This window comes from Clostridium sp. Cult1, assembly GCF_021655095.1.
In the GTDB taxonomy this organism is placed as follows: Bacteria; Bacillota; Clostridia; order Tissierellales; family Tepidimicrobiaceae; genus Schnuerera.
On the sequence record NZ_PPXW01000001.1, the window covers coordinates 2,273,152 to 2,293,753 of the forward strand.

The 20,602-nt window shown below is 34.6% G+C and carries 23 protein-coding genes; 21 read left to right on the forward strand and 2 right to left on the reverse strand.

Annotated features, from left to right (window positions below; genetic code table 11):
• Nucleotides 1-65: 65 nt before the first annotated feature.
• The 7 genes from C3E89_RS11330 (at nucleotide 66) to C3E89_RS11360 (ending at nucleotide 6,689) form a co-directional block, all read left to right on the forward strand.
• The gene (locus tag C3E89_RS11330) at nucleotides 66-470 is read left to right on the forward strand and encodes a hypothetical protein (RefSeq protein ID WP_236913054.1); all 405 of its coding nucleotides are present in this window, start codon (nucleotides 66-68) and stop codon (nucleotides 468-470) included.
• Nucleotides 471-665: 195 nt separating this feature from the next.
• A complete protein-coding gene (locus C3E89_RS11335; protein ID WP_236913055.1) occupies nucleotides 666-1,418 on the forward strand; it encodes an ATP-binding cassette domain-containing protein in 753 nt (250 codons plus the stop codon).
• Nucleotides 1,419-1,432: 14 nt separating this feature from the next.
• A complete protein-coding gene (locus C3E89_RS11340) occupies nucleotides 1,433-2,392 on the forward strand; it encodes an ABC transporter permease (RefSeq protein WP_236913056.1) in 960 nt (319 codons plus the stop codon).
• Complete coding sequence (locus C3E89_RS11345; RefSeq protein ID WP_236913057.1) at nucleotides 2,385-3,362, forward strand: carbohydrate kinase family protein; 978 nt, start codon at nucleotides 2,385-2,387, stop codon at nucleotides 3,360-3,362. The genes C3E89_RS11340 and C3E89_RS11345 overlap by 8 nt, the downstream gene beginning before the upstream one ends.
• 46 nt (nucleotides 3,363-3,408) lie before the next feature.
• A complete protein-coding gene (locus tag C3E89_RS11350; protein WP_236913058.1) occupies nucleotides 3,409-4,518 on the forward strand; it encodes a sugar ABC transporter substrate-binding protein in 1,110 nt (369 codons plus the stop codon).
• Nucleotides 4,519-4,607: 89 nt separating this feature from the next.
• On the forward strand, nucleotides 4,608-5,621 hold the full coding sequence (locus C3E89_RS11355) for an ADP-ribosylglycohydrolase family protein (RefSeq protein ID WP_236913059.1): 1,014 nt from the start codon (nucleotides 4,608-4,610) through the stop codon (nucleotides 5,619-5,621).
• 24 nt (nucleotides 5,622-5,645) lie between these two features.
• The gene (locus C3E89_RS11360; RefSeq protein ID WP_236913060.1) at nucleotides 5,646-6,689 is read left to right on the forward strand and encodes an ADP-ribosylglycohydrolase family protein; all 1,044 of its coding nucleotides are present in this window, start codon (nucleotides 5,646-5,648) and stop codon (nucleotides 6,687-6,689) included.
• 72 nt (nucleotides 6,690-6,761) lie between these two features.
• Here C3E89_RS11360 and C3E89_RS11365 read toward each other — a convergent pair whose 3' ends face one another.
• Nucleotides 6,762-7,529: an acyl-CoA dehydratase activase gene (locus tag C3E89_RS11365; protein ID WP_336512945.1), complete on the reverse strand. Its 768-nt coding sequence runs from the start codon at nucleotides 7,527-7,529 to the stop codon at nucleotides 6,762-6,764.
• A gap of 17 nt (nucleotides 7,530-7,546) precedes the next feature.
• Nucleotides 7,547-8,707, reverse strand: coding sequence for a double-cubane-cluster-containing anaerobic reductase (locus C3E89_RS11370; protein WP_236913062.1), 1,161 nt, complete (start codon nucleotides 8,705-8,707; stop codon nucleotides 7,547-7,549).
• A 215-nt stretch (nucleotides 8,708-8,922) separates the two neighbouring features.
• Between C3E89_RS11370 and C3E89_RS11375 the strand changes: the two genes are divergently transcribed.
• The 14 genes from C3E89_RS11375 to atpE all read left to right on the forward strand — a co-directional run bounded on the left by C3E89_RS11375 (nucleotide 8,923) and on the right by atpE (nucleotide 20,562).
• The gene (locus C3E89_RS11375; RefSeq protein ID WP_236913479.1) at nucleotides 8,923-9,972 is read left to right on the forward strand and encodes an L-threonylcarbamoyladenylate synthase; all 1,050 of its coding nucleotides are present in this window, start codon (nucleotides 8,923-8,925) and stop codon (nucleotides 9,970-9,972) included.
• Nucleotides 9,973-9,984: 12 nt separating this feature from the next.
• Nucleotides 9,985-10,437, forward strand: a complete 453-nt coding sequence (locus C3E89_RS11380; protein ID WP_236913063.1) for a low molecular weight protein arginine phosphatase — start codon at nucleotides 9,985-9,987, stop codon at nucleotides 10,435-10,437.
• A gap of 55 nt (nucleotides 10,438-10,492) precedes the next feature.
• Nucleotides 10,493-10,936, forward strand: a complete 444-nt coding sequence (gene rpiB / locus C3E89_RS11385; protein WP_236913064.1) for a ribose 5-phosphate isomerase B — start codon at nucleotides 10,493-10,495, stop codon at nucleotides 10,934-10,936.
• 46 nt (nucleotides 10,937-10,982) lie between these two features.
• Complete coding sequence (upp, locus tag C3E89_RS11390) at nucleotides 10,983-11,612, forward strand: uracil phosphoribosyltransferase (RefSeq protein ID WP_236913065.1); 630 nt, start codon at nucleotides 10,983-10,985, stop codon at nucleotides 11,610-11,612.
• Between the two features lie 149 nt (nucleotides 11,613-11,761).
• The gene (locus C3E89_RS11395; protein WP_236913066.1) at nucleotides 11,762-12,808 is read left to right on the forward strand and encodes a glycosyltransferase family 4 protein; all 1,047 of its coding nucleotides are present in this window, start codon (nucleotides 11,762-11,764) and stop codon (nucleotides 12,806-12,808) included.
• Nucleotides 12,795-13,922, forward strand: coding sequence for a non-hydrolyzing UDP-N-acetylglucosamine 2-epimerase (wecB, locus tag C3E89_RS11400; RefSeq protein ID WP_236913067.1), 1,128 nt, complete (start codon nucleotides 12,795-12,797; stop codon nucleotides 13,920-13,922). Before C3E89_RS11395 ends, wecB begins: the two co-directional genes overlap by 14 nt.
• A gap of 10 nt (nucleotides 13,923-13,932) precedes the next feature.
• Nucleotides 13,933-15,651, forward strand: coding sequence for a sigma 54-interacting transcriptional regulator (locus C3E89_RS11405; RefSeq protein ID WP_236913068.1), 1,719 nt, complete (start codon nucleotides 13,933-13,935; stop codon nucleotides 15,649-15,651).
• Between the two features lie 341 nt (nucleotides 15,652-15,992).
• On the forward strand, nucleotides 15,993-17,171 hold the full coding sequence (locus tag C3E89_RS11410) for an acetyl-CoA C-acetyltransferase (protein ID WP_236913069.1): 1,179 nt from the start codon (nucleotides 15,993-15,995) through the stop codon (nucleotides 17,169-17,171).
• 188 nt (nucleotides 17,172-17,359) lie between these two features.
• Complete coding sequence (atoD, locus tag C3E89_RS11415) at nucleotides 17,360-18,016, forward strand: acetate CoA-transferase subunit alpha (RefSeq protein WP_236913070.1); 657 nt, start codon at nucleotides 17,360-17,362, stop codon at nucleotides 18,014-18,016.
• Nucleotides 18,016-18,675 (forward strand): 3-oxoacid CoA-transferase subunit B, encoded by a 660-nt coding sequence (locus C3E89_RS11420; RefSeq protein ID WP_236913071.1) that lies wholly within the window; start codon nucleotides 18,016-18,018, stop codon nucleotides 18,673-18,675. Before atoD ends, C3E89_RS11420 begins: the two co-directional genes overlap by 1 nt.
• A gap of 217 nt (nucleotides 18,676-18,892) precedes the next feature.
• Entirely contained in the window at nucleotides 18,893-19,120 is a 228-nt protein-coding gene (locus C3E89_RS11425) for an AtpZ/AtpI family protein (protein WP_236913072.1), read from the forward strand.
• A gap of 4 nt (nucleotides 19,121-19,124) precedes the next feature.
• Entirely contained in the window at nucleotides 19,125-19,511 is a 387-nt protein-coding gene (locus tag C3E89_RS11430; RefSeq protein WP_236913073.1) for an ATP synthase subunit I, read from the forward strand.
• 61 nt (nucleotides 19,512-19,572) lie between these two features.
• The gene (gene atpB / locus C3E89_RS11435; protein ID WP_236913074.1) at nucleotides 19,573-20,244 is read left to right on the forward strand and encodes a F0F1 ATP synthase subunit A; all 672 of its coding nucleotides are present in this window, start codon (nucleotides 19,573-19,575) and stop codon (nucleotides 20,242-20,244) included.
• 33 nt (nucleotides 20,245-20,277) lie between these two features.
• Nucleotides 20,278-20,562 carry an ATP synthase F0 subunit C gene (gene atpE, locus C3E89_RS11440; protein WP_005584581.1) on the forward strand — a complete coding sequence of 95 codons (285 nt, stop codon included), beginning with the start codon at nucleotides 20,278-20,280 and terminating at the stop codon, nucleotides 20,560-20,562.
• The last annotated feature ends 40 nt before the right edge of the window (nucleotides 20,563-20,602 follow it).

Below are 20,602 nucleotides of genomic sequence, written 5' to 3' on the forward strand. Positions count from 1 at the left end.
AAGAATATGGTAGAAACAATCCAGCCCCCATCGGAGTTACACAAAGGTTAGAAGTAGATACATATATGTCCAATTATTCAGTAGATGTGACCATTAAAGAAGTTATAAGAGGAGAAGAAGCAGTTAAAAAATTGGGGATAGAAGGCGTCTATGAATATTACTTTGAAGATGATGAAGAGGCATTATTAGTTAAAGGACATGTTAAAGTAGTTGACTCGAAGGATGATAAAAAAGTAGCCGTCAACAGAAGTTATTTTAAGATGTTTAGTGAAGGTAATGTAGAGTATATTAATATTCATAGAATTGCTCATTTAGTTTCTGAACAGGAATTCGGAGAGACTAGCCTTTATCAAGGTGCAGAACATGAAGGATATTTGCTACTGAAAGTAAAAAAATCAGACGCTAATCCAAAACTTGTCTATGGATCACGAGGCGATGGGATTGGTGGAGTTTGGTTTAAATTAAACTAGTAAAAAACCAACTACACAGCTTTTAAGCTGTATAGTTGGTTTTTTTATAATATGAAGTCAGGATATAAAGAAAATTAATGGTAAGTAGATAGGTTATAGAAAATATAAATTTAACTTTTAGAAATGATTCTGTTATAATTGTTCTGCTGCCATTTAAGCTATATATGTATAGAATGCAACAAGGGATGTGAAATCATGAGTGATACAGTTAACCAATCTAGTCTATTTTTAAAGGTTAATAATATAACAAAAAATTTTGGAAACATAGAAGCTCTTAAAGGAGTTAGTTTGGAAAGTTATTTAGGCGAAATTTTAGCCATTGTAGGGGATAACGGTGCTGGGAAGTCTACACTTATTAAGATCATTTCTGGAGTACTTACACAGGATTCTGGTGAAATATGGATAAATGGAGAAAAACAGCAACAATTAAATCCTAGAATTTCCTTAAATAAGGGAATTTCAACAGTTTATCAGGACCTGTCATTGGTTGATACCCGTGATGTAGCATATAATATCTTTCTTGGTAGGGAACCAATGAAAGGTTTATTTATTGATAGGAAGAAAATGTATAAGGAATCTAAACAGCTAATTCAAAATTTAGAAGTCCAAGTACCTAATATAAAAGTACCTGTAGCAAATTTAAGTGGTGGTCAGAGACAGGGTGTAGCTGTTGCTAGGGCTATTCATCAAGGAGGAAAATTGTTGATTTTTGATGAGCCAACAGCTGCCATGGGATTAGTAGAGTCTACAAGGGTATTGAAGTTGATTAAAAGACTTGCGAAAGACGGTTACGGTGTGATTATTATCAGCCATAATTTACAGCAAGTATTTCAAATTGCAGATAAAATATGTGTAATGCGTCAAGGTAAAATAGTGGATATGGTTAAAACTGATGAAATAAATATGAATGATATTGTTTCAATGATTACTGGTGCAACAGATATTTGATGAGGAGAGAGATTATGTATAAGGATTTTAAAATGGGACTACAACCATATGTATATAGGATTTTGTTAATTTTTATTCTTATAGTTATGATAATTGTTCTTAGTTTCGCATCTTCTTATTTTTTAACATTAGGTAATATAAAAAATATATTAGATCAGGCATCTTTATATATTATTTTGTCCGTAGGTATGACTTTTGTAATTTGCTCTGGAGGAATTGATTTGTCAATTGGTTCCGTAATTGCTTTAAGTTCAATTGTATCAGCTTTTGCCATGAAAGCTGGTCTCAATGTTGGAATTTCTGTTTTTATAGGACTAGTTGTTGCTATGGGTGTAGGACTTTTTAATGGGTATATGATTTCCTATTTAAAAATAAATCCTTTTATTGTTACATTGAGTACTATGTCTATTATTAGAGGAGCTACGGTGCTGATTACAAAAGGTAGACCTATATATGGTTTTCCTAAAGCATTTACATATTTGGGTAGTGGAACTATTGGTTTTCTTAATTATCCTATTCTTATAGCTTTTTTTGTTACTTTTATAGGAGTGATTCTTTTAGGGAAAACACGATTTGGAAACTATTCAATTGCTATGGGTTGTAATGAAGAAGCCTTGAGAAGAAGTGGAGTCAATACAAATAAATATAAAATATGGATATATATATTATGTGGATTATGTGCAGGAATAGCTGGACTTATTATTAGTGCTCGATTGAATACAGCAGAACCCTTAGCAGGGACAGGCTATGAAATGGATGCTATTGCTGCTGTGGTACTTGGTGGAACTGATATGCGAGGTGGTCGAGGTAGTGTAAGCGACACTTTTATTGCCTGTCTTATTTTAGGAGTAATAAATAATGGTTTAAGAATTTTGTCTATTTCCTCAAATTATCAACAATTACTAACAGGAATTATCATTTTAGTAACAGTAGCATTGTCAGATTATAAACAGAGGAAAAGGATTAATGCATGATAGAGCAAAGAGAGGAGAAATTGATATGGAAGGAAGGAAAAGGGTGCTTTCGCTTGGAACAGTGGCTATGGATGTGGTAATAGAAACAGAACAATTGCCAAGGGAAGATGGATTTGGATTTATTGAGTCTGAAAGGCTTATACCTGGAGGAAGTGCTGCAAATCTTTCTGTAGCCTTGGCCCATCTTGGAATAGAAGTATATCAGACAGGTAAGATTGGCGATGACAAATATGGAAATGAATTCCGTAGGACATTAGTGGAAGATGGTGTAGATGATAGATTTTTAGTTACTAAACCAGGTGGCTCTACTCTACATACATATATCATAACTATTCCAGGAGGAAAACATTGCATTTTAGCCAATTTAGGAGATTCGGTGGCAAGTTTAGAACCAGAGGAACTTCCAGAAAACATACTGGAAGGAATTGATTTTTTCTATACGGATATGTTTTCAGCTCGTGCATCGATTCATTTGGGGAAATTGGCAAAAAAGAAGGGCATACCTGTTTTATATAATATGCAATGTCCTCCTAGCTTTATGGAAAAATGTGGGGTAGACATTAAAGATATAGAGGAAATGATTGAACTTTCTACTATTTTCGCAAGTGGCCGAGAGGGTTACTTTGAAATGACAGGCGAAGAGGAATATAAAAAAGGGGTACAAAAGTTTTGCGAAACATATTCTGTTCCACAAGGGGTTATATGTACTGCTGGAGATGAAGGTTCCTTATGGATAGATGGTGAAGATTCAATTCATGTAGGTGCCTATTCTGTAGATGCAGTGGATACAACAGGTGCTGGAGATTGTTTTTTAGCAGGTTTAATTTATGCATATTTCTTTAAAGGAATGGATAGGCAAAAGGCTCTTAAATTCGCTTCTGGATCAGCTGCCATAAAATGTATGAAAAAGGGTCCTAGGTCAAAAGCAACGGTTCAAGAAATAGAACAGTTTATTTATTCTGCAAAATAATTTGTAGAATTGATATAAATATTAAAAGTATTAGGAGGAATTGATCATGTTAAGAAAAAACAGATTTACAAAAACAATTTTATTAATGCTTGCGTTAGTGGTACTTTTATCCATAGGAATAGTGGGATGTTCCAATACTGAGACGCAACCAGATGACGTAGAAGAAATGTCTGAAGAAAATGAAACAGAAGTGCAAACTGAAGAGATAACAAACACTGCAATGGAAGAAGCTGAACAAAAATTATTTGAAGCTTTGGAACCGTTACCAGAAAAAGATACAGGAGTTAAATTGGCAGCAATAGAAAGTACTCTTGCAAATTCCTTCTGGATTACAATGCAGGAGGGCTATGAAGATGCTGCTAAGGAATATGGTGTATCCATAGATGTAATGGCAACAGAAACAGAAACAGATATAGATGGACAGTTAGATATTATGAAAATACTTATATCTAAAGACTATGATGGAATTGCTGTGTCTCCGTTGACAGAACATAATTTAATTCCAGGAGTTGTGGAAGCAAACAATGAAGGTGTTAAAGTTGTGGTAGTAGGAAATGCGATAAGTGAAGAAGCACTAAAGGAAGCGGAAGGAAGAATTGAAGCTTATATTACATCAGATTTTAAGCAACAAGGAACAATTGGAGCTGAATATATAATTGATAAAACAGGTGGTAAAGGGAAAGTAGCTGTTATTGAGGGTATTCCAGGTGCTACCCAAAGTGAGGCAAGAAAAAATGGAGCTATAGAAGCTTTTGAGGCCGCTGGAATGGAAGTATTACCAGTACAAACGGCTAATTTTGATCGTCAACAAGCATATGATTTAACAGCTGCGCTAATTGAAGCAAATCCCGATATAGTAGGTATTTCATGTGGAAATGATGTTATGGCCTTAGGGGCAGTGGAAGCATTAAAAGCGAAGGATATGAAAGATCAGGTAGTTGTTGTAGGAGTTGACTTTATAGAAGAGGCAAAAGCATCTATTGAGAATGGGGAATTGGATGCTACTGTAGCAATGTCACCTTATTTATTTGGAAAGGCTGGTACTATTACAGCTCTTAAGGCAATTCAAGGACATGAGTTTAAAGAATCTGTAGTTTGGACACCAATCCAGTTAGTAAATAAAGACAATGTAGCTTCTATGGAAGGCTGGAAATAAAAGAAAGGCAGGGGCAGATTTTATATAAATGTTAGGGTTTAATCTAAAATCTGCCCTTTCACTATGAGAAATTTTTGGGAGGTATACATATGTATGATAAAATTTTAGGAGGGCTTATTGGTGCAGCAGCAGGGGATGCTATGGGGGCTCCTACAGAAGCACGAACTAGGGAGCAAATTATAGAATATTTTGGCCATGAGGTAACGGATTTTGAGGTTCCACCTATGGATACCTTTGCTGCTGGAAGCAAGGCTGGACAAGTAACAGATGATTTTAGTTCCGCATATTTTATTGCTAGACATATAGTTGACGCAAGAGGCATTATAACGGAACAGGTGGTTAAAGAGGCTTTGATAGAATGGTCTAAGCATTCTGTATTTTTTGATCGATTTGCTGGTCCTACTACTCGTTTAGCAATCTATGAGTTTGAAGGTAAAGAAGTAGATGAATCTAGGAAAAGAAAATTGGCAACTCGACAGGCTACTAACGGATCAGCTATGCGTATTTCCCCAATAGGATTGATGAATCCAGGAAATTTAGATGAAGCCATTTCTAATGCAGCTAAGGTAACCATGTTGACTCATGATAATTATCTTGCTATATCAGGTGCTTGTGCAGTAGCTGCAGCTGTGAGTAGAGCTATGATGGAGGATGCAGATATATATAATATAGTTCGAGCAGGATTATATGGTGCTGTAGAAGGAGAAAAAATTGGAAGAAAGATATCACGAGATGCAGCAGGGCCAAGTGTGGTAAAGCGAATGGAAGTAGCACTCGAAATAGGTTTTGGAAAGGGGACTCCTAAGGAAAAATCCATAGACATAGCTGAAAAAATTGGTACTGGTCTTCATGTTTCAGAAACAGTACCATCAGCATTTGGAATATTTGCTGCAAATGATGGTGATGCCATGGGTACAATTATTAGTTGTGTCAATGCAGGATATGATACGGATACTCTTGCCACCACAGCAGGTGCAATTGCAGGAACATTATATGGCTCTAAATCCTTTCCTGATCATTTTCTTCCCACATTGGAAAAGGTTAACGGATTTGATATTAAAGGATTGGCTAAAGATATAGAAAACATTTGTCTTGGGAAATAGTCAATACGTTAGGAGGAAATAGAAATGTATAAAAAAATTTTAGGTGCATTATTAGGAGCAGCTGTAGGGGATGCTATGGGTGCAGCCACAGAACTTAGGTCCATTCGTCAGATTCGAGACACTTTTGGTGGAAAAGTGACGGATTTTAATACGCCACCTGACGATACAATAGCAAAGGGACGTAAAGCGGGTATGATTACAGATGCATTTAGTATTCCTTATATACTGATTAAAAATGTACTAAAAACCAATGGAAGTTTTTCAACTGAACTGGCACAACAGGCATTGTTGGAATGGGCATCCTATAAAGAGTGGTTCCAGCCTTTTGCGGGTATGACCACTAGGAAAGTAATCAATAGATTGAAGGAGGACCAAGGTGAAGTCAGCGATTGGGCATATGCAGGCCATTTAGGTAATAAGCTCTTTAAAGGGCATTATTATGCATTGTCAAGCAATGGTGCAGCAACTAAAGCTTTCCCGATGGGCCTATTTAATCCAGGGAATCTAGATAAAGCTATTGATTGCACTATAGCTATAACTATGTCTTCCCATGATGATAAATATAGTATTTCAGGTGCTTGTGCAGTAGCTGCAGCAGTAAGCCGAGCTATGGAGGAAAAAGTAAATGTTTATGATATAGTTCAAGCTGGGTTTTATGGTGCGAAAATTGGAGAAAGTAAAGGAGAAAAAATTGGACTACATTATCCAGGACCTTCTGTACAAAAGCGAATGGATATGGCTGTGAATTTAGCGATTAAAGAAGGGAGTCCAGATATAATAATGGAAAAGCTTGCTGACATTATTGGTAGTGGACCAGCAATTTCTGAAACAGTTCCTGCTGCCTTTGGTTTGTTTATAGCCAATAATGGTGAAACCATGGAATCTATTTATGGTGGAGTTAATATTGGAGATGAAACAAGTGCTATTGCAAGCATTACTGGTGCACTTGGAGGAACTTATAACGGAGTGGACTCCATTATCCCTGGATATCAGGAGATTATAGAGAAACAAAATGAAATAGATTTGTCTGCCATGGCAGAGGAAATTTGCACATATATTTGTAAATAAGTATCTAATTCAAAGGATTTAAAAAAGACAGGAGAAGTGTTCTCCTGTCTTAATTGTGAACTGAACATTATCTTAATATCCAATTATAGCGGCTCCGATGGCACCTAGAAATTGTGATTCCTTAGTGGAAACAATCTTTACCCCTAGTTTTTCTTCAAGCAATTCTCCTAATTTTTCATTCCTTGAAACCCCACCGGAAAAAAATACTTTATCCTCAACACCTACCTTACTTACTAAAGAATAGGTTTTATTGCACACGGATTGGAGTAAGCCTGCTGCGATTTTTTCCTTTGGAGTACCTTCTGCCACTAAGCTAACAACTTCTGATTCGGCGAATACAGTACACATAGAGCTGATATTAGCAGGTTCTGCTCCTGTAGCTAATCGGGAAAGGTCGTCAATATCTACCTCTAAGGCGTTTGCCATTACTTGAAGAAATCGTCCCGTTCCAGCAGCGCATTTATCGTTCATTAAGAAGTCTACAACCATACCTTTTTCATTTAATTTTATCACCTTACTATCCTGTCCACCTATATCTATTACAGTCCTAATCTTAGGGTCGATATAGTAGGCACCTTTTCCATGGCAGGTTATTTCAGTTACTTTTTTATCTACAAAGGGCAAGGATACCCTACCATAACCGGTTCCTACAATGGATTTAATATTATCCCTAGAAGTTTTGGTTTGCTCTAAAATTTCTTTCAACAACTGTTCTCCTACACTTTTCGGACTCCATCCTGTAGGCAAAAGGGCAGTGCCAATTATCTTTTCTCCATCATAGGCTGCAATTTTTGCTGCTATAGATCCTACATCTATACCAATACTAATCAAAAATATCACTTCCTTGTAAATTACATCTATGCTGTAACCCTAGTATTTATAGTCTCTAAGAAAGCTTCTACTCTAACTTTAATTTGACCTAAATCTGAATCGGAATAATCCGTTTCAACTTGTAAGAAAGGTAGATTTAATTCATCCTTAACAAAATTTCTAACAAAGTAGGATTCTATATTATATGTATGGCAGGCTTGCCATGTTAAATCAACTACTCCATCTACTTCATATTCTTCAGCTAATCTTTTAATTAAGTCCATTCTACTATTATTAGGAGTCATACAGGAACAAGGGGTTTTAAGATATTTTTCGGCTAAGGCTGTAATAGGATCTTTTTCTTCATCCACCATTATATCCAAACCTTTATAACCGGTACAATTTTCTAAAGCAACTACAGAAGCCCCTGATTCTTCTAAAATCCTTATTACTTTTTCTGAACCACTTCCTACAGGACATCCGGTTAGTAAAATTCTCGGAGCTTTTTCATCGAAGGCGAATATTCCTTCTTTTATCCGTTCTTCCACTTCTTCTATTAGTCTTTCAATCAAGTCTATGCCAGCTTCTTTGTCCACATTGAATCCCTTCAGCCATTGAGCTAACATCATATCTATTCCTGTCAATGGAGCTGGTTTGTGGGCATTTAATTTGTGAAGCCTTTTCATAGCATCCCTTTCTCTATTCATCAGTTTAATAGCGTTTCTAAGCTTTTCCTCAGTAATTTCCACATCTAGTTGTTTTTCTAAAAAGTTTTTGAATCGAACCATTTCATTTTTCCACATGGTTAAGGCTAGTTCTCCTTCTGCTGTTTGAGGTAGATTCATTACATGCATAGGTTTTAGTTCAGCCATTAGTTCATACATTTTCTTTTTACCATCACAAGTAGTCTCTGCTAACAATACATCGGAAAAGTAAAAATAGGGACATTTGTCAGTTATGGCAAATCCATAACTAGATTTGATAAGGGGACATAGATTTCGTGGTAACTTTTTTTCTGCCTCTTCAATTGGTTCCTGGGTAGTTCCACAAAGTGTAACTGAAATTGCATCGGCAGCTAAAGCTATTTCCTGTGGTGAGAACACGCAATACATTCCCACTACTTTCTTTCCAGCTTCATGAGCTTCTTTGATCTTAACGGAGTTAACGCCTCTTAGGGCCTCCACTTCTTCCATAACCTTAGGTCTCATTTCCATCTCTCCTTTTATCATAATTATAGAATATCTATAATAGTGTAACATTTAATATTAATGACTACCAATTGGATATATTAATAGATAAAAGAATTATATAAAGAAGATTTATAAAGGAAAATATTTAAATGAAAAATTTATTTAATTATTCGTGTAATGATGTATAATATAAAATGAAGAAAGAGGAGAAAAGAAGGGACATTATGGAGAAAATAGAAACTAAAATAATTAAACTAAATAAAATAAATCTAGAAGAAAAATTGATACTAGAAGGAGCTAAGTTCATTAAGGAAGGGAAACTGGTGGCTTTTCCTACTGAAACAGTTTATGGTCTAGGCGCAAATGGCCTTGACGAAGAAGCGGTGAAGAAAATATTTATTGCAAAGGGTAGGCCTCAGGACAATCCTTTAATACTCCATGTATCTTCCATAGAAGATGTAAAACCTTTAGTAAAGTCCATATCTAAAGAAGCGGAGATTTTGATGAAAAGATTTTGGCCAGGACCTCTAACCATATTATTTAGAAAAAGTAATAAGGTTCCAAATATAATAACTGCTGGCCTTGATACTGTAGCTATTAGAATGCCTAACCATCCTATTGCTATAGAGCTCATTAAAAACAGTGGTGTACCTATTGCTGCACCCTCTGCTAATACCTCTGGCAAACCTAGCCCTACATCAGCAGACCATGTTATTGAGGATTTATATGGGAAAGTTCATATGATAATAGATGGAGGAAATACTGGGGTAGGTTTAGAGTCTACTGTATTGGATTTAACGGAGAAAATACCAATGATATTAAGACCTGGTGGAATAACATTGGAAGATTTACAAAAAATAATTCCTCAGGTAGAAGAAGATCTTAGTATTATAAAGGATAATAAGGATATAGTTCCCAAATCTCCAGGCCAAAAATACAGACATTATGCACCTAAAGCAGATATGTTGGTTTTTACTGGAGAATTAGAGAATATAGTGATGAAAATAAAATCACAAACAGAGGAACTTATATCTAAGGGAAAAATCGTTGGCATAATGGCAACAGAGGAGACTAAGGATAGATATGAAAGGGGAGTTGTAATATCTGTAGGAAGTAGGGAAAACATGGAAACCATCGGACATAATTTGTTTAATACTATTAGATTATTTGACCAGAAAGAAGTAGATGTAATTCTAGCAGAAGGAGTAGGATTATCTTATATTGGCACAGCTATTATGAATAGATTAAAAAAGGCATCAGGAGGAAATATAATAAAGGTATAAGGAGAGAGAAATGTGAACATACTTTTTGTTTGTACTGGCAATACTTGCAGAAGCCCTATGGCCCAAGCCCTTTTGGAGGAAATGGTTAAAGAAAAGGGTCTAGATATAAAAGTAAAGTCAGCAGGGATATTTGCTTTTGATGGTCAGGAGGCTTCTAAAAATGCCATTGAAGTTTTAAAATCCGAGGGAATAGATTTAAGTAATCATAGAGCAAATATTATCTATAGGGATTTATTAGAAGAAGCAGATTTAATTCTAACTATGGGCATATCTCATAAGAGAGCATTGCTGTCTAAATTTGATTTTGTCAAAGAAAAGATTTATACTCTTAAGGAATACGCCTATGGAGAAGAAGAGGACATAGATGATCCCTTTGGCGGAGATCTACAGGTTTATAATAAAGCAAAAGAGGAAATAAAAGAAGCGCTAAAAGAAATGATTAAGCGGTTGACAGTCGGCAATTGAAAAGCGAGACCTCAATAATCATGAATTGTCAATTGAAACAAGGGAGGAGATATTTTTGAAAATCGGTATAGGTAGTGACCATGGTGGTTTTGAATTAAAGGAATATATTAAGGAATTTCTTGAAAAAGAGGGTATTGAGTGTATGGATTATGGTACCCATTCTCCAGAGTCGGTAGATTATCCTGATTATGGGCGAAAGCTTTCAGAAGCAGTTATAGCTGGGGAAGTTGATAGGGGTATTGCCATATGTGGTACTGGTATAGGCATATCTATTGCTTGTAATAAAGTAAAGGGTATTAGATGTGCTCTTTGCAGCGACACCTATTCTGCTAGAATGAGTGTAGAACATAATAATGCTAATATAATTGCGTTAGGTGGAAGGGTAATAGGAAAAGATTTAGCTATAGAAATAGTATCTACTTGGCTTAAGTCTCAATTTTTAGGTGGAAGGCATGAAAGAAGGGTTAATAAAATTTCTGATATAGAAGCTAATTTATGATATAATTATTTAGAAGTTTTTTAAACTAAATGAAAGGAGTTTTTTCATGGGAAAAGTTATAGTTTTAGATCATCCACTAATCAAGCACAAACTTACATTTATTAGAGACAAGAATACAGGCTCTAAGGAGTTTAGAGAATTGGTAAAAGAAGTATCCATGCTTATGGCTTATGAGGTAACTAGAGATTTGCCTTTAGAGGAAATAGAAGTGGAAACCCCCATAACCACTACCAAGACACAGGTGATATCCGGTAAAAAACTAGGATTAGTTCCAATATTAAGAGCTGGTTTGGGTATGGTAGATGGGATGTTAAACTTACTACCTGCTGCAAAAGTTGGTCATGTAGGATTATATAGGGACCCTGAAACTTTAAGACCGGTGGAATACTATTGTAAGCTGCCATATGATATTGAAGAGAGGGAGCTAATAGTACTGGATCCAATGTTGGCTACTGGTGGTTCAGCAATAGCAGCTATAGAGTTTTTAAAGAATAAAGGCTCTAATTCCATTAAACTAGTTTGTTTAATTGCAGCACCAGAAGGAATAGAGGCAGTTCAAAAGATTCATCCTGATGTGGATATCTATGTGGCAAATATAGATGAGAAATTAAACGAAGATGCTTATATAGTTCCAGGTCTAGGAGATGCAGGGGATAGATTGTTTGGTACAAAATAATAATATACTTACGGTAAAGCGAGCTATAGAATATTCTACAGCTCGCTTTTGTTATATTAAGGATATAGTTTGACTCATTTCTTTTAATTGACTTATTCATCATAATAATATAAAATTTTAAGAGAACTTATAATAAGGAGCGAAAATATATGGAAAACATAATATTACCATTTATAATATCAGCAGCTATATCACTATTCATGACTCCAATTGCTAAAAAATTAGCGATAAAATATGGAGCAGTAGATGTTCCTAAAGATGAAAGAAGAGTACATAATAAACCTATGCCTTTAATGGGAGGGTTAGCAATTTATATTGCAATTATTATATCTTCCTTAATATTTCTACCAAAAGATAGAACCTTAATTTCTATTATAATTGGAGGAAGCATAATATGTATATCTGGTATAATAGATGATATAAGAGGGTTAAGCCCAAAGGCGAAATTAACATTTCAAATAATAGCTTCTATTGTGTTAATCTTAGGAGATGTAAAAATAGATGCTATAACTAATCCTTTCGGTAAACCAGGTACTCTATTATTATTAAATGGATTTTCTATTCCGTTAACCATATTTTGGGTAGTAGGTATTACCAACACATTAAATTTAATTGATGGATTAGATGGTTTGGCTGCAGGCGTTGCTATGATTGCCAGCCTATCCTTTTTATTTGTTGCCAATAAATTTAGTTATATTCCTATTATGATTATGTCTGCTATAGTTGCAGGATCCTGTATTGGATTTCTACCTTATAATTTTAACCCAGCCAAGATATTTATGGGGGATACAGGAGCTTTATTATTGGGGTTCATGCTAGCTGCTCTATCTATAGAGGGAGTCATGAAATCTGTTGCAACAATTGCAGTTGTGGTTCCAATAATAATTCTTGGAGTTCCTATCTTTGATACAACCTTTGCCATATTTAGAAGATTATTAAATGGTAAATCTATTGCAGAAGCAGATAAGGGACACCTTCATCATAGATTATTAAATATGGGATATTCTCAGAAAAAAACTGTATTAATACTATATTCCATCTCTGCTATTTTTGGACTATGTGCTATTTTTATAGCAAAAACCAATAGTAAAAGAGCAGTTTTTGTTGCCGTAATAGTCTTTGTACTTACCATATTATTGGCTAGTAAGATGGGATTAATTAGCGGGAAGAAGAGGGATGAAAATGAAGAAGATTAAAGTTATGACAGTGTTTGGTACGAGACCTGAGGGGATTAAAATGGCCCCTATTATAAAGGTTATGGAAAATATTTCTGAAATAGATAATACTATATGTATAACAGCCCAGCATAGGGAAATGTTAGATCAAGTACTTAACCTTTTTCAAATAGAACCGGACTATGATTTGAATATTTTTAAACCAGGTCAAAGCCTTACGGAAATTACTATGAGGGCTTTAGAAGGTTTGGAAAAGGTAATAATGGAAGTAAAACCAGATGTATTACTGGTTCAAGGAGATACTAGTACCGTATTTGCAGGAGCTCTAGCTGCTTTTTATCAAAAGATAAAAATAGGTCATGTAGAAGCAGGCTTAAGGTCAGGGAATTTATATTCCCCTTATCCAGAGGAGGCAAATAGAAAGTTGACTGGAATACTTACAGACTTTCATTTTGCGCCAACTGAAACCAATAGGGACAATCTTCTAAGAGAAGGTTATCCTGAGGAAAAAATATTCATTACAGGAAATACGGTAATAGATGCTCTAAAATTTGCTGTTAAAGAAGATTATATTTTTAATATGCCTTTGTTGGACAATATTGATTATAAAAACAAAAGAATAATACTATTAACTTCCCATAGAAGGGAGAACATAGGCAAGCCTATGGAGAATATATTTTCTGCCATGAATCAAATAGCTTTAGAATATGAAGATGTAGAAGTTGTATTCCCAATCCATTTGAATCCAAAAGTTAGAGAAATAGCTAATAGGATATTTAAAGAAAATAGGCGAGTTCATTTGATAGAACCGTTGGACTATGAGCCTTTTACTAATTTAATGGCTAAATCCTATCTAGTAGTTACCGATTCAGGAGGGCTACAAGAAGAAGCTCCAAGTCTTGGGAAACCAGTATTGGTAGTAAGGGAAGAAACAGAGAGACCAGAAGGAATCGAAGCAGGTACTGCTAAATTAGTAGGTACAGATTATAATAATATATTAAATGAAATAGATACTTTAATAACAGATAAAAAAGAATATAATAAAATGGCCAATGCAGTAAATCCTTATGGGGATGGAAAAGCTTCTGAAAGGATTGTAGATATTATTCTTAAACATGGGTTCTATACAAAATAGGAGTGATTTTATGAATCTACCAATCTATAATCCAGACTTTTTAAGCTTTTTATTGGAATCTCTTTTAGATGGCATACTAATAGTTGGCGGAGATGGTAAGGTATGCTATGGAAATGGGACTGTTTTAAGGATGCTAGATATAGACAAGAAAGAACTTGAATCTTATCCTTTTCCAAGCTTTATTAAAGATAAAAAGCTAAAGGAGTTTTTCTTATTAGATGGAGAAAAAAGAGAAAAGGAATATAATTCTAATGGTAGTCATCTATTGCTAAAATATACTCCTTATGAAGTAGATGGAGATTTGTTAAGTCATATATTTATAATTCAAGATATAACAGCTATTAAAGATTCTCAAAGCCAGTTATTGGAAGAGAAGATGAGTTTGGATATGATAGAAGATCTCCTAGAATATGCATACGAAGGTTTTGCTTTAGTTGACAGCGAGGGTAAAATTGTAAAATGGAATTATGAAGAGTTATTAGGAATAAAAGAAGAGGATGCTATAGGCAAACCAGTAAGCCAGGTTATAGAAAATACTCGACTTGATGTAGTTGTGAAAACTGGGAAAAAAGAGATTAGGCATATTCAGAGGATACAAGGCCATGATATGGTAGCTAATAGGGTACCTATTATCCGAGGAGGGAAAATAATAGGAGCAGTAGGAGCTGTATTATTTAGAGATGCCAGTGATATAAGGGAAATGGCTAAAGAATTAATTGAATTGGAAAATAAAATTAATGAATATAAGGGTGAAATTGAAAGGCTGCAGGATAGTAGATATACCTTTGATAGTATTATTACTAGAAATCCCAAAATGGAATATTTGAAAAAATTAGGTAGAACTGCGGCTCAATCTAATTCTACAGTATTGATTTTAGGGGAGTCTGGTACGGGGAAGGAACTATTTGCTCAAGCTATTCACAAAGCCAGTTATAGAAAATTTGGTCCTTTTATCCCTATTAATTGTGCTGCCATACCTAGAGAATTATTAGAATCAGAATTATTCGGCTATGAATCAGGAGCCTTCACTGGAGCAAGACGAGGAGGTAAAACAGGAAAGTTTGAATTGGCAAATGGAGGCACAATATTTTTAGATGAAATTGGAGATATGCCTCTTGAAATGCAGGTGAAACTTTTAAGAGTATTAGAAGAAAAAGAATTTGAACGAGTAGGTGGAAATCAAAAAATAATTTTAGATGCTAGGATCATTGCAGCTACAAATGAAAAAATAGAAGAGGCAGTAGAAAAAGGAAGATTTAGGGAAGATCTATATTACAGATTAAATGTAATAAGCATAGATATTCCTCCCCTTAGGGAAAGAGAAGAAGATATCCCCCTAATAGCGGAGCATCTATTAGAGTATCTAGTAGAAGAACTGAATACGGAAATAAAGATAATAGACAATGAGACTATGGATATATTGATGAAGTACCATTGGCCTGGAAATGTGAGGGAATTAAGAAATGTATTGGAAAGGGCCATAAATTTATCTACTCAACAGATTATACTACCTCAACATTTGCCAGAGAGATTAGTAAAGAATAAAATATATATTGAAGGCAAAGAAAAAATATTTCCATTAAAGGATGTTGTGGCTGAAGCGGAAAAGGAAGCTATAGTAAATGCAATAACCAATACAAAAGGTAATAAAACTTTAGCTGCAGAATATTTAGGAATTCATAGAACTGCCTTATATAAAAAAATCGAAAAATATGGGTTAAGCCTTTAACTGTAGCCAATTATCTACAAAAAAAAATGAACTGTAGATAATTGGCTACAGTTTTATAATGGATTTTACCACTCATGATAGATTATAGAGGTTGAAGAACAGCTATAGGGTAAAAATGCTTATGAAAAAAGTGTATCATATTAGCTACACTTTTTTTACTTTCAAACTATTTAAGAATTTGCTATTATTGGTTTACTATGTTGTAAACCCTAGAAAATACAAGTTTAGGGCCGTTGATAAAATATTTTTACTTCCTAATTTATTGGCATGATATTTGCAATATCATTAGGATTAGATAAGGAAACAAATTAATATAAAAATATATTTAGGAGGTAAGATATATGAGAGAAGTTGTTATTGTGTCTGGAGTTAGGACGGCTATAGGAACTTTTGGCGGTAGTTTTAAAGATGTTTCAGCAGTGACATTAGGTGCCGCTGCAGCTAAAGAAGCTATGAATAGAGCTAATATTACACCAGATATGGTTGATGAGGTTATATTTGGAAACGTTTTGCAAGCGGGATTAGGTCAAAACGTAGCTAGACAAGTTTCTGTTCATTCGGGAATACCGGTAGAAGTACCTTCTTTTACAGTAAATAAGGTCTGTGGTTCTGGTTTAAAGACTGTAGCATTAGCAGCTCAAGCTATAATGGCGGGAGAAGCAGACATAGTCCTAGCAGGTGGTACAGAAAACATGTCCCAAGCTCCATATCTTTTGAAAGAGGCTAGATGGGGACAAAGAATGGGAGATGGGGTTATAGAAGATTATATGGTTAAAGACGGACTTTGGGATATATTCAACGATTATCATATGGGAATTACTGCTGAAAACATAGCAGAACAATGGAATTTATCTAGAGAAGAACAGGATGAATTCGCTCTTAATAGCCAGCTGAGGGCAGAAAAAGCTATTAAAGAAGGAAGGTTTAAAGATGAAATAGTTCCGGTAGAAGTTCCTCAAAGAAAAGGAGAACCAATAGTTGTAGATAAGGATGAACATCCAAGATTTGGTTCAACAATAGAAGGAATGGCAAAATTAAGACCAGCTTTCAAAAAAGATGGTACAGTAACAGCAGGAAATGCATCGGGAATTAATGACGGAGCAGCAGCTTTAGTTATTATGTCTAAGGAAAAAGCAGAGGAATTGGGAATTAAACCTTTAGCTACTATCCTATCCTATGCTTCAGCAGGTGTAGACCCTAAGATAATGGGAACGGGTCCTATACCAGCAACAAAAAAGGCATTAGAGAAGGCTAAAATAGATGTAGAAGATTTGGATTTAGTGGAGGCAAATGAAGCCTTTGCAGCACAATCTTTAGCAGTGGTTAAAGATTTAGGATTGGATTCGAAAAAGACAAATGTAAATGGAGGAGCTATAGCCCTGGGCCATCCAATTGGTGCTTCAGGAGCTAGAATTTTGGTGACTCTATTACATGAAATGGAAAAAAGAGAAGCTAAAAACGGGCTGGCGACCTTATGTATAGGCGGCGGACAAGGAATAGCATTAATAGTAAGACGATAATAAACGGATAATTAACAGAGGACAATTGATAATTTTAGGGAGACCTGTGGTAACCAAAAAAGATAATTTAAAATCAGTTATTGATAAACCATAAAAACTTTGATAACATTATAACAAAGACTCAAAAACTAGATCCTAAATAATTATCAATTGTCAATCTTCAATTGAATTAATACGGAGGTGTTTTTATGGAGAAGGTAATAACTATTGAAGAAGCCATTAGCCATATTAAAGATGGTATGACCATTATGGTTGGTGGATTCTTAAGCTGTGGTACTCCTCATAAGCTTGTAGATGCATTAGTAGAAAAAGGTGTTAAAGATTTAACACTGATTTGTAATGATTCAGGCTTTGTAGATTCAGGTGTTGGCAAGTTAGTAGTAAATAAGCAGATTAAGAAATTAATAGCTTCCCATGTGGGAACCAACAAGGAAACGGGAAATCAGATGAATTCAGGTGAAATGGAAGTTGTATTAGTGCCTCAAGGAACCTTAGCTGAACAGATAAGAGCTGCTGGTGCTGGCCTTGGAGGGTTTTTAACTCCTACAGGTGTAGGTACAGTTGTAGAAGAGGGAAAACAGAAGATGGAAATAGACGGAAAAGAATACTTATTAGAGCTACCATTAAAAGCAGATGTAGCTTTATTACTTGGTCATACTGTGGACAAAGCTGGTAATATAGTTTATTATGGAGCTACTAGGAATTTTAATACCCTCATGGCAACAGCAGCAGACACCGTAATAGTTGAAGCTGAAAACTTAGTTGAAGTAGGGGAAATAGATCCAAACCATGTTGTTACTCCTGGATTATTTATAGATTATATTGCTGTTGGAGGTGACAAATAATGGATAGGGCCAAAATAAAAGAAATAATAGCTAAAAGAGTAGCTAAAGAACTAAAAGATGGAGATATAGTTAACTTAGGTATAGGATTGCCTACAATGGTAGCCAATTATGTTCCTGAGGATATGAATGTTTTATTTCAGTCGGAAAACGGTTTCGTTGGATTAGGACCTGCTCCATTACAGGAAGAAGAGGATCAATATATTGTCAATGCAGGAGGTCAATGTGTGACCATATTGCCTGGTGGAGCATTCTTTGATTCTTCCATATCTTTTGGAATCATCCGTGGTGGGCATGTGGACGTGACAGTTTTAGGAGCTTTACAGGTAGATGAAGAAGGGAATTTAGCTAATTGGATGATACCAGGAAAAATGGTACCTGGAATGGGCGGTGCCATGGATTTAGTAGTGGGAGCAAAAAAGGTAATTATTGCTATGGAACATACGGTAAAGGGAAATCATAAAATATTGAAGAAATGTAACTTACCTTTAACAGCAGCAAAAGAAGTGGATATGATAGTTACAGAAATGGGAGTAATGGAAATTACAAATAAAGGAATAGTGTTGACAGAAATCAACCCAGAGTTTACAGTAGAACAAGTTCAAGAAGCTACTGAAGCTAAGTTGATAATATCAGATAATTTAGTTGACATGGAAGTGTAAAAGAACCCCTTAGGGGTTCTTTTGATATTAATTACCATAATATAATTAGACATATATGTGAAAAAGCAAACAAACCATGACAAATACTCCTTTAATCTTCTAATTTTTTGTAAATATATATTTGCAATTTTATTGAATTTAAAGTATATTTATATTATATGATTTTAGGTAAAAACTTGGTTACATATTTAATAAACTATTGTTTGGAGTGTTTAGTTTGAACGGAAAAAATAATAAAAATATGCTTCAAAACTTAAGTTTAATAACACAGGTGGGCCTATCTATTGTAACTCCTATTATTATAGGAGTGTATTTAGGTGGGTTCATTGATAAAAAAGTTGGTACCGATATGATATTTACATTAATATTTATCATACTAGGAGCGGGAGCTGGTTTTTTAAATTTGTTCAAACTAGCAGATAAAAACAAAAACAATAGGAAGTGAAATCATGTTTAATGACAAAAATTTAGTATCTGATATAATTAGAAAAACTGTTGTATATGGGTTGATTATTATTGGAATAATGTTTATAGGGATAAGGGATGCAAATCCTTATGTTTTAGGATTTATCTTTGGAACAATCATAGGAATATTAGGATTTAAACTAATTGAAAAGACTGCTAAAAGGGCAGTGACCATGAAACCATCAAAGGCTTATAATTATTCTATACTTCATTATTTCATAAGATATTCTATTTATGCAATGGTACTTATTATAGCAGCTATAGCTGATTATTTAAACTTTTTCACAACTGTACTTGGATTATTTATGATAAAGATAGTAATTGTTACTTCTGCATTTATTAATAAAAATCATAAAAAAGATAAAGATTAATCACATTGAAGAAATTTGTTATACTATAATATAGGAAATAAAGAAAGGAGGTTGAAGATATTTGAAAATAGAATTTACATTAAATGTATTTGGCAGATCCATCTTGATTCCAGATACTATTGTTAATGTGTATTTGGTAGTAATTTTATTACTTATTTTTGCAGCAATAGTAAATAAAAAGGTCAAAGAAGCAAGTGCAGATGAGAAGCCTTCAAATTTCCTTAATGTGATTGAACTAGCTGTTGAAGCAGTCCAAAATTTAGTCAAACAAACTATGGGAGCTAAACACTTAAGGTTTGCACCTTATATATTTACTCTTATGGCATTTTTATTGTTTGCTAATCTATTTGGATTGATAGGATTTACACCACCTACATCTGATTATAGCGTAACCTTGACCTTAGCGTTAATAACTTTTACATTAACCCAATTCTATGGGCTTAAAACTAATGGTTTTCTTGGTTACTTAAAGGGGTTTACTGAGCCAATGGCTTTTTTAACTCCTCTAAATATAATAGGAGAGTTAGCTAATCCTATATCTTTATCTTTCCGTTTATTTGGAAACATTCTAAGCGGAGTAATTATAATGGGACTATTGTACCAGGCTTTAGGTTTAATAGCACCAATAATAACTCCACCATTACATGCTTATTTTGACCTGTTTTCAGGTGTTTTACAAACATTTATCTTTTCTATGCTAACCATGATATTTATAGGTGGCAATTTAGATTAATATTTTTTTAAAATTTGGAAGGAGGAAATTAATATGTTACAAGGAATAACAAGTGAAGCTTTTATATTAGGATGTTCAGCAATAGGTGCAGGTTTAGCTATGATAGCAGGTATAGGACCTGGTATTGGTCAAGGTAATGCGGCAGCAAGGGCTGCAGAGGCAGTAGGAAGACAACCTGAGGCTCAAGCAGATATTACTAGAACCATGCTTTTAGGTCAAGCGGTAGCAGAGACGACTGGTATTTATGGATTAGTTATAGCCATAATTCTATTATTCGTTAGACCACTATTGACAGCATATTTAAATCTAGGATTATAAGGAGAAGGGTTCCCTAGTATATAGGAGCCCAATCTCTAAT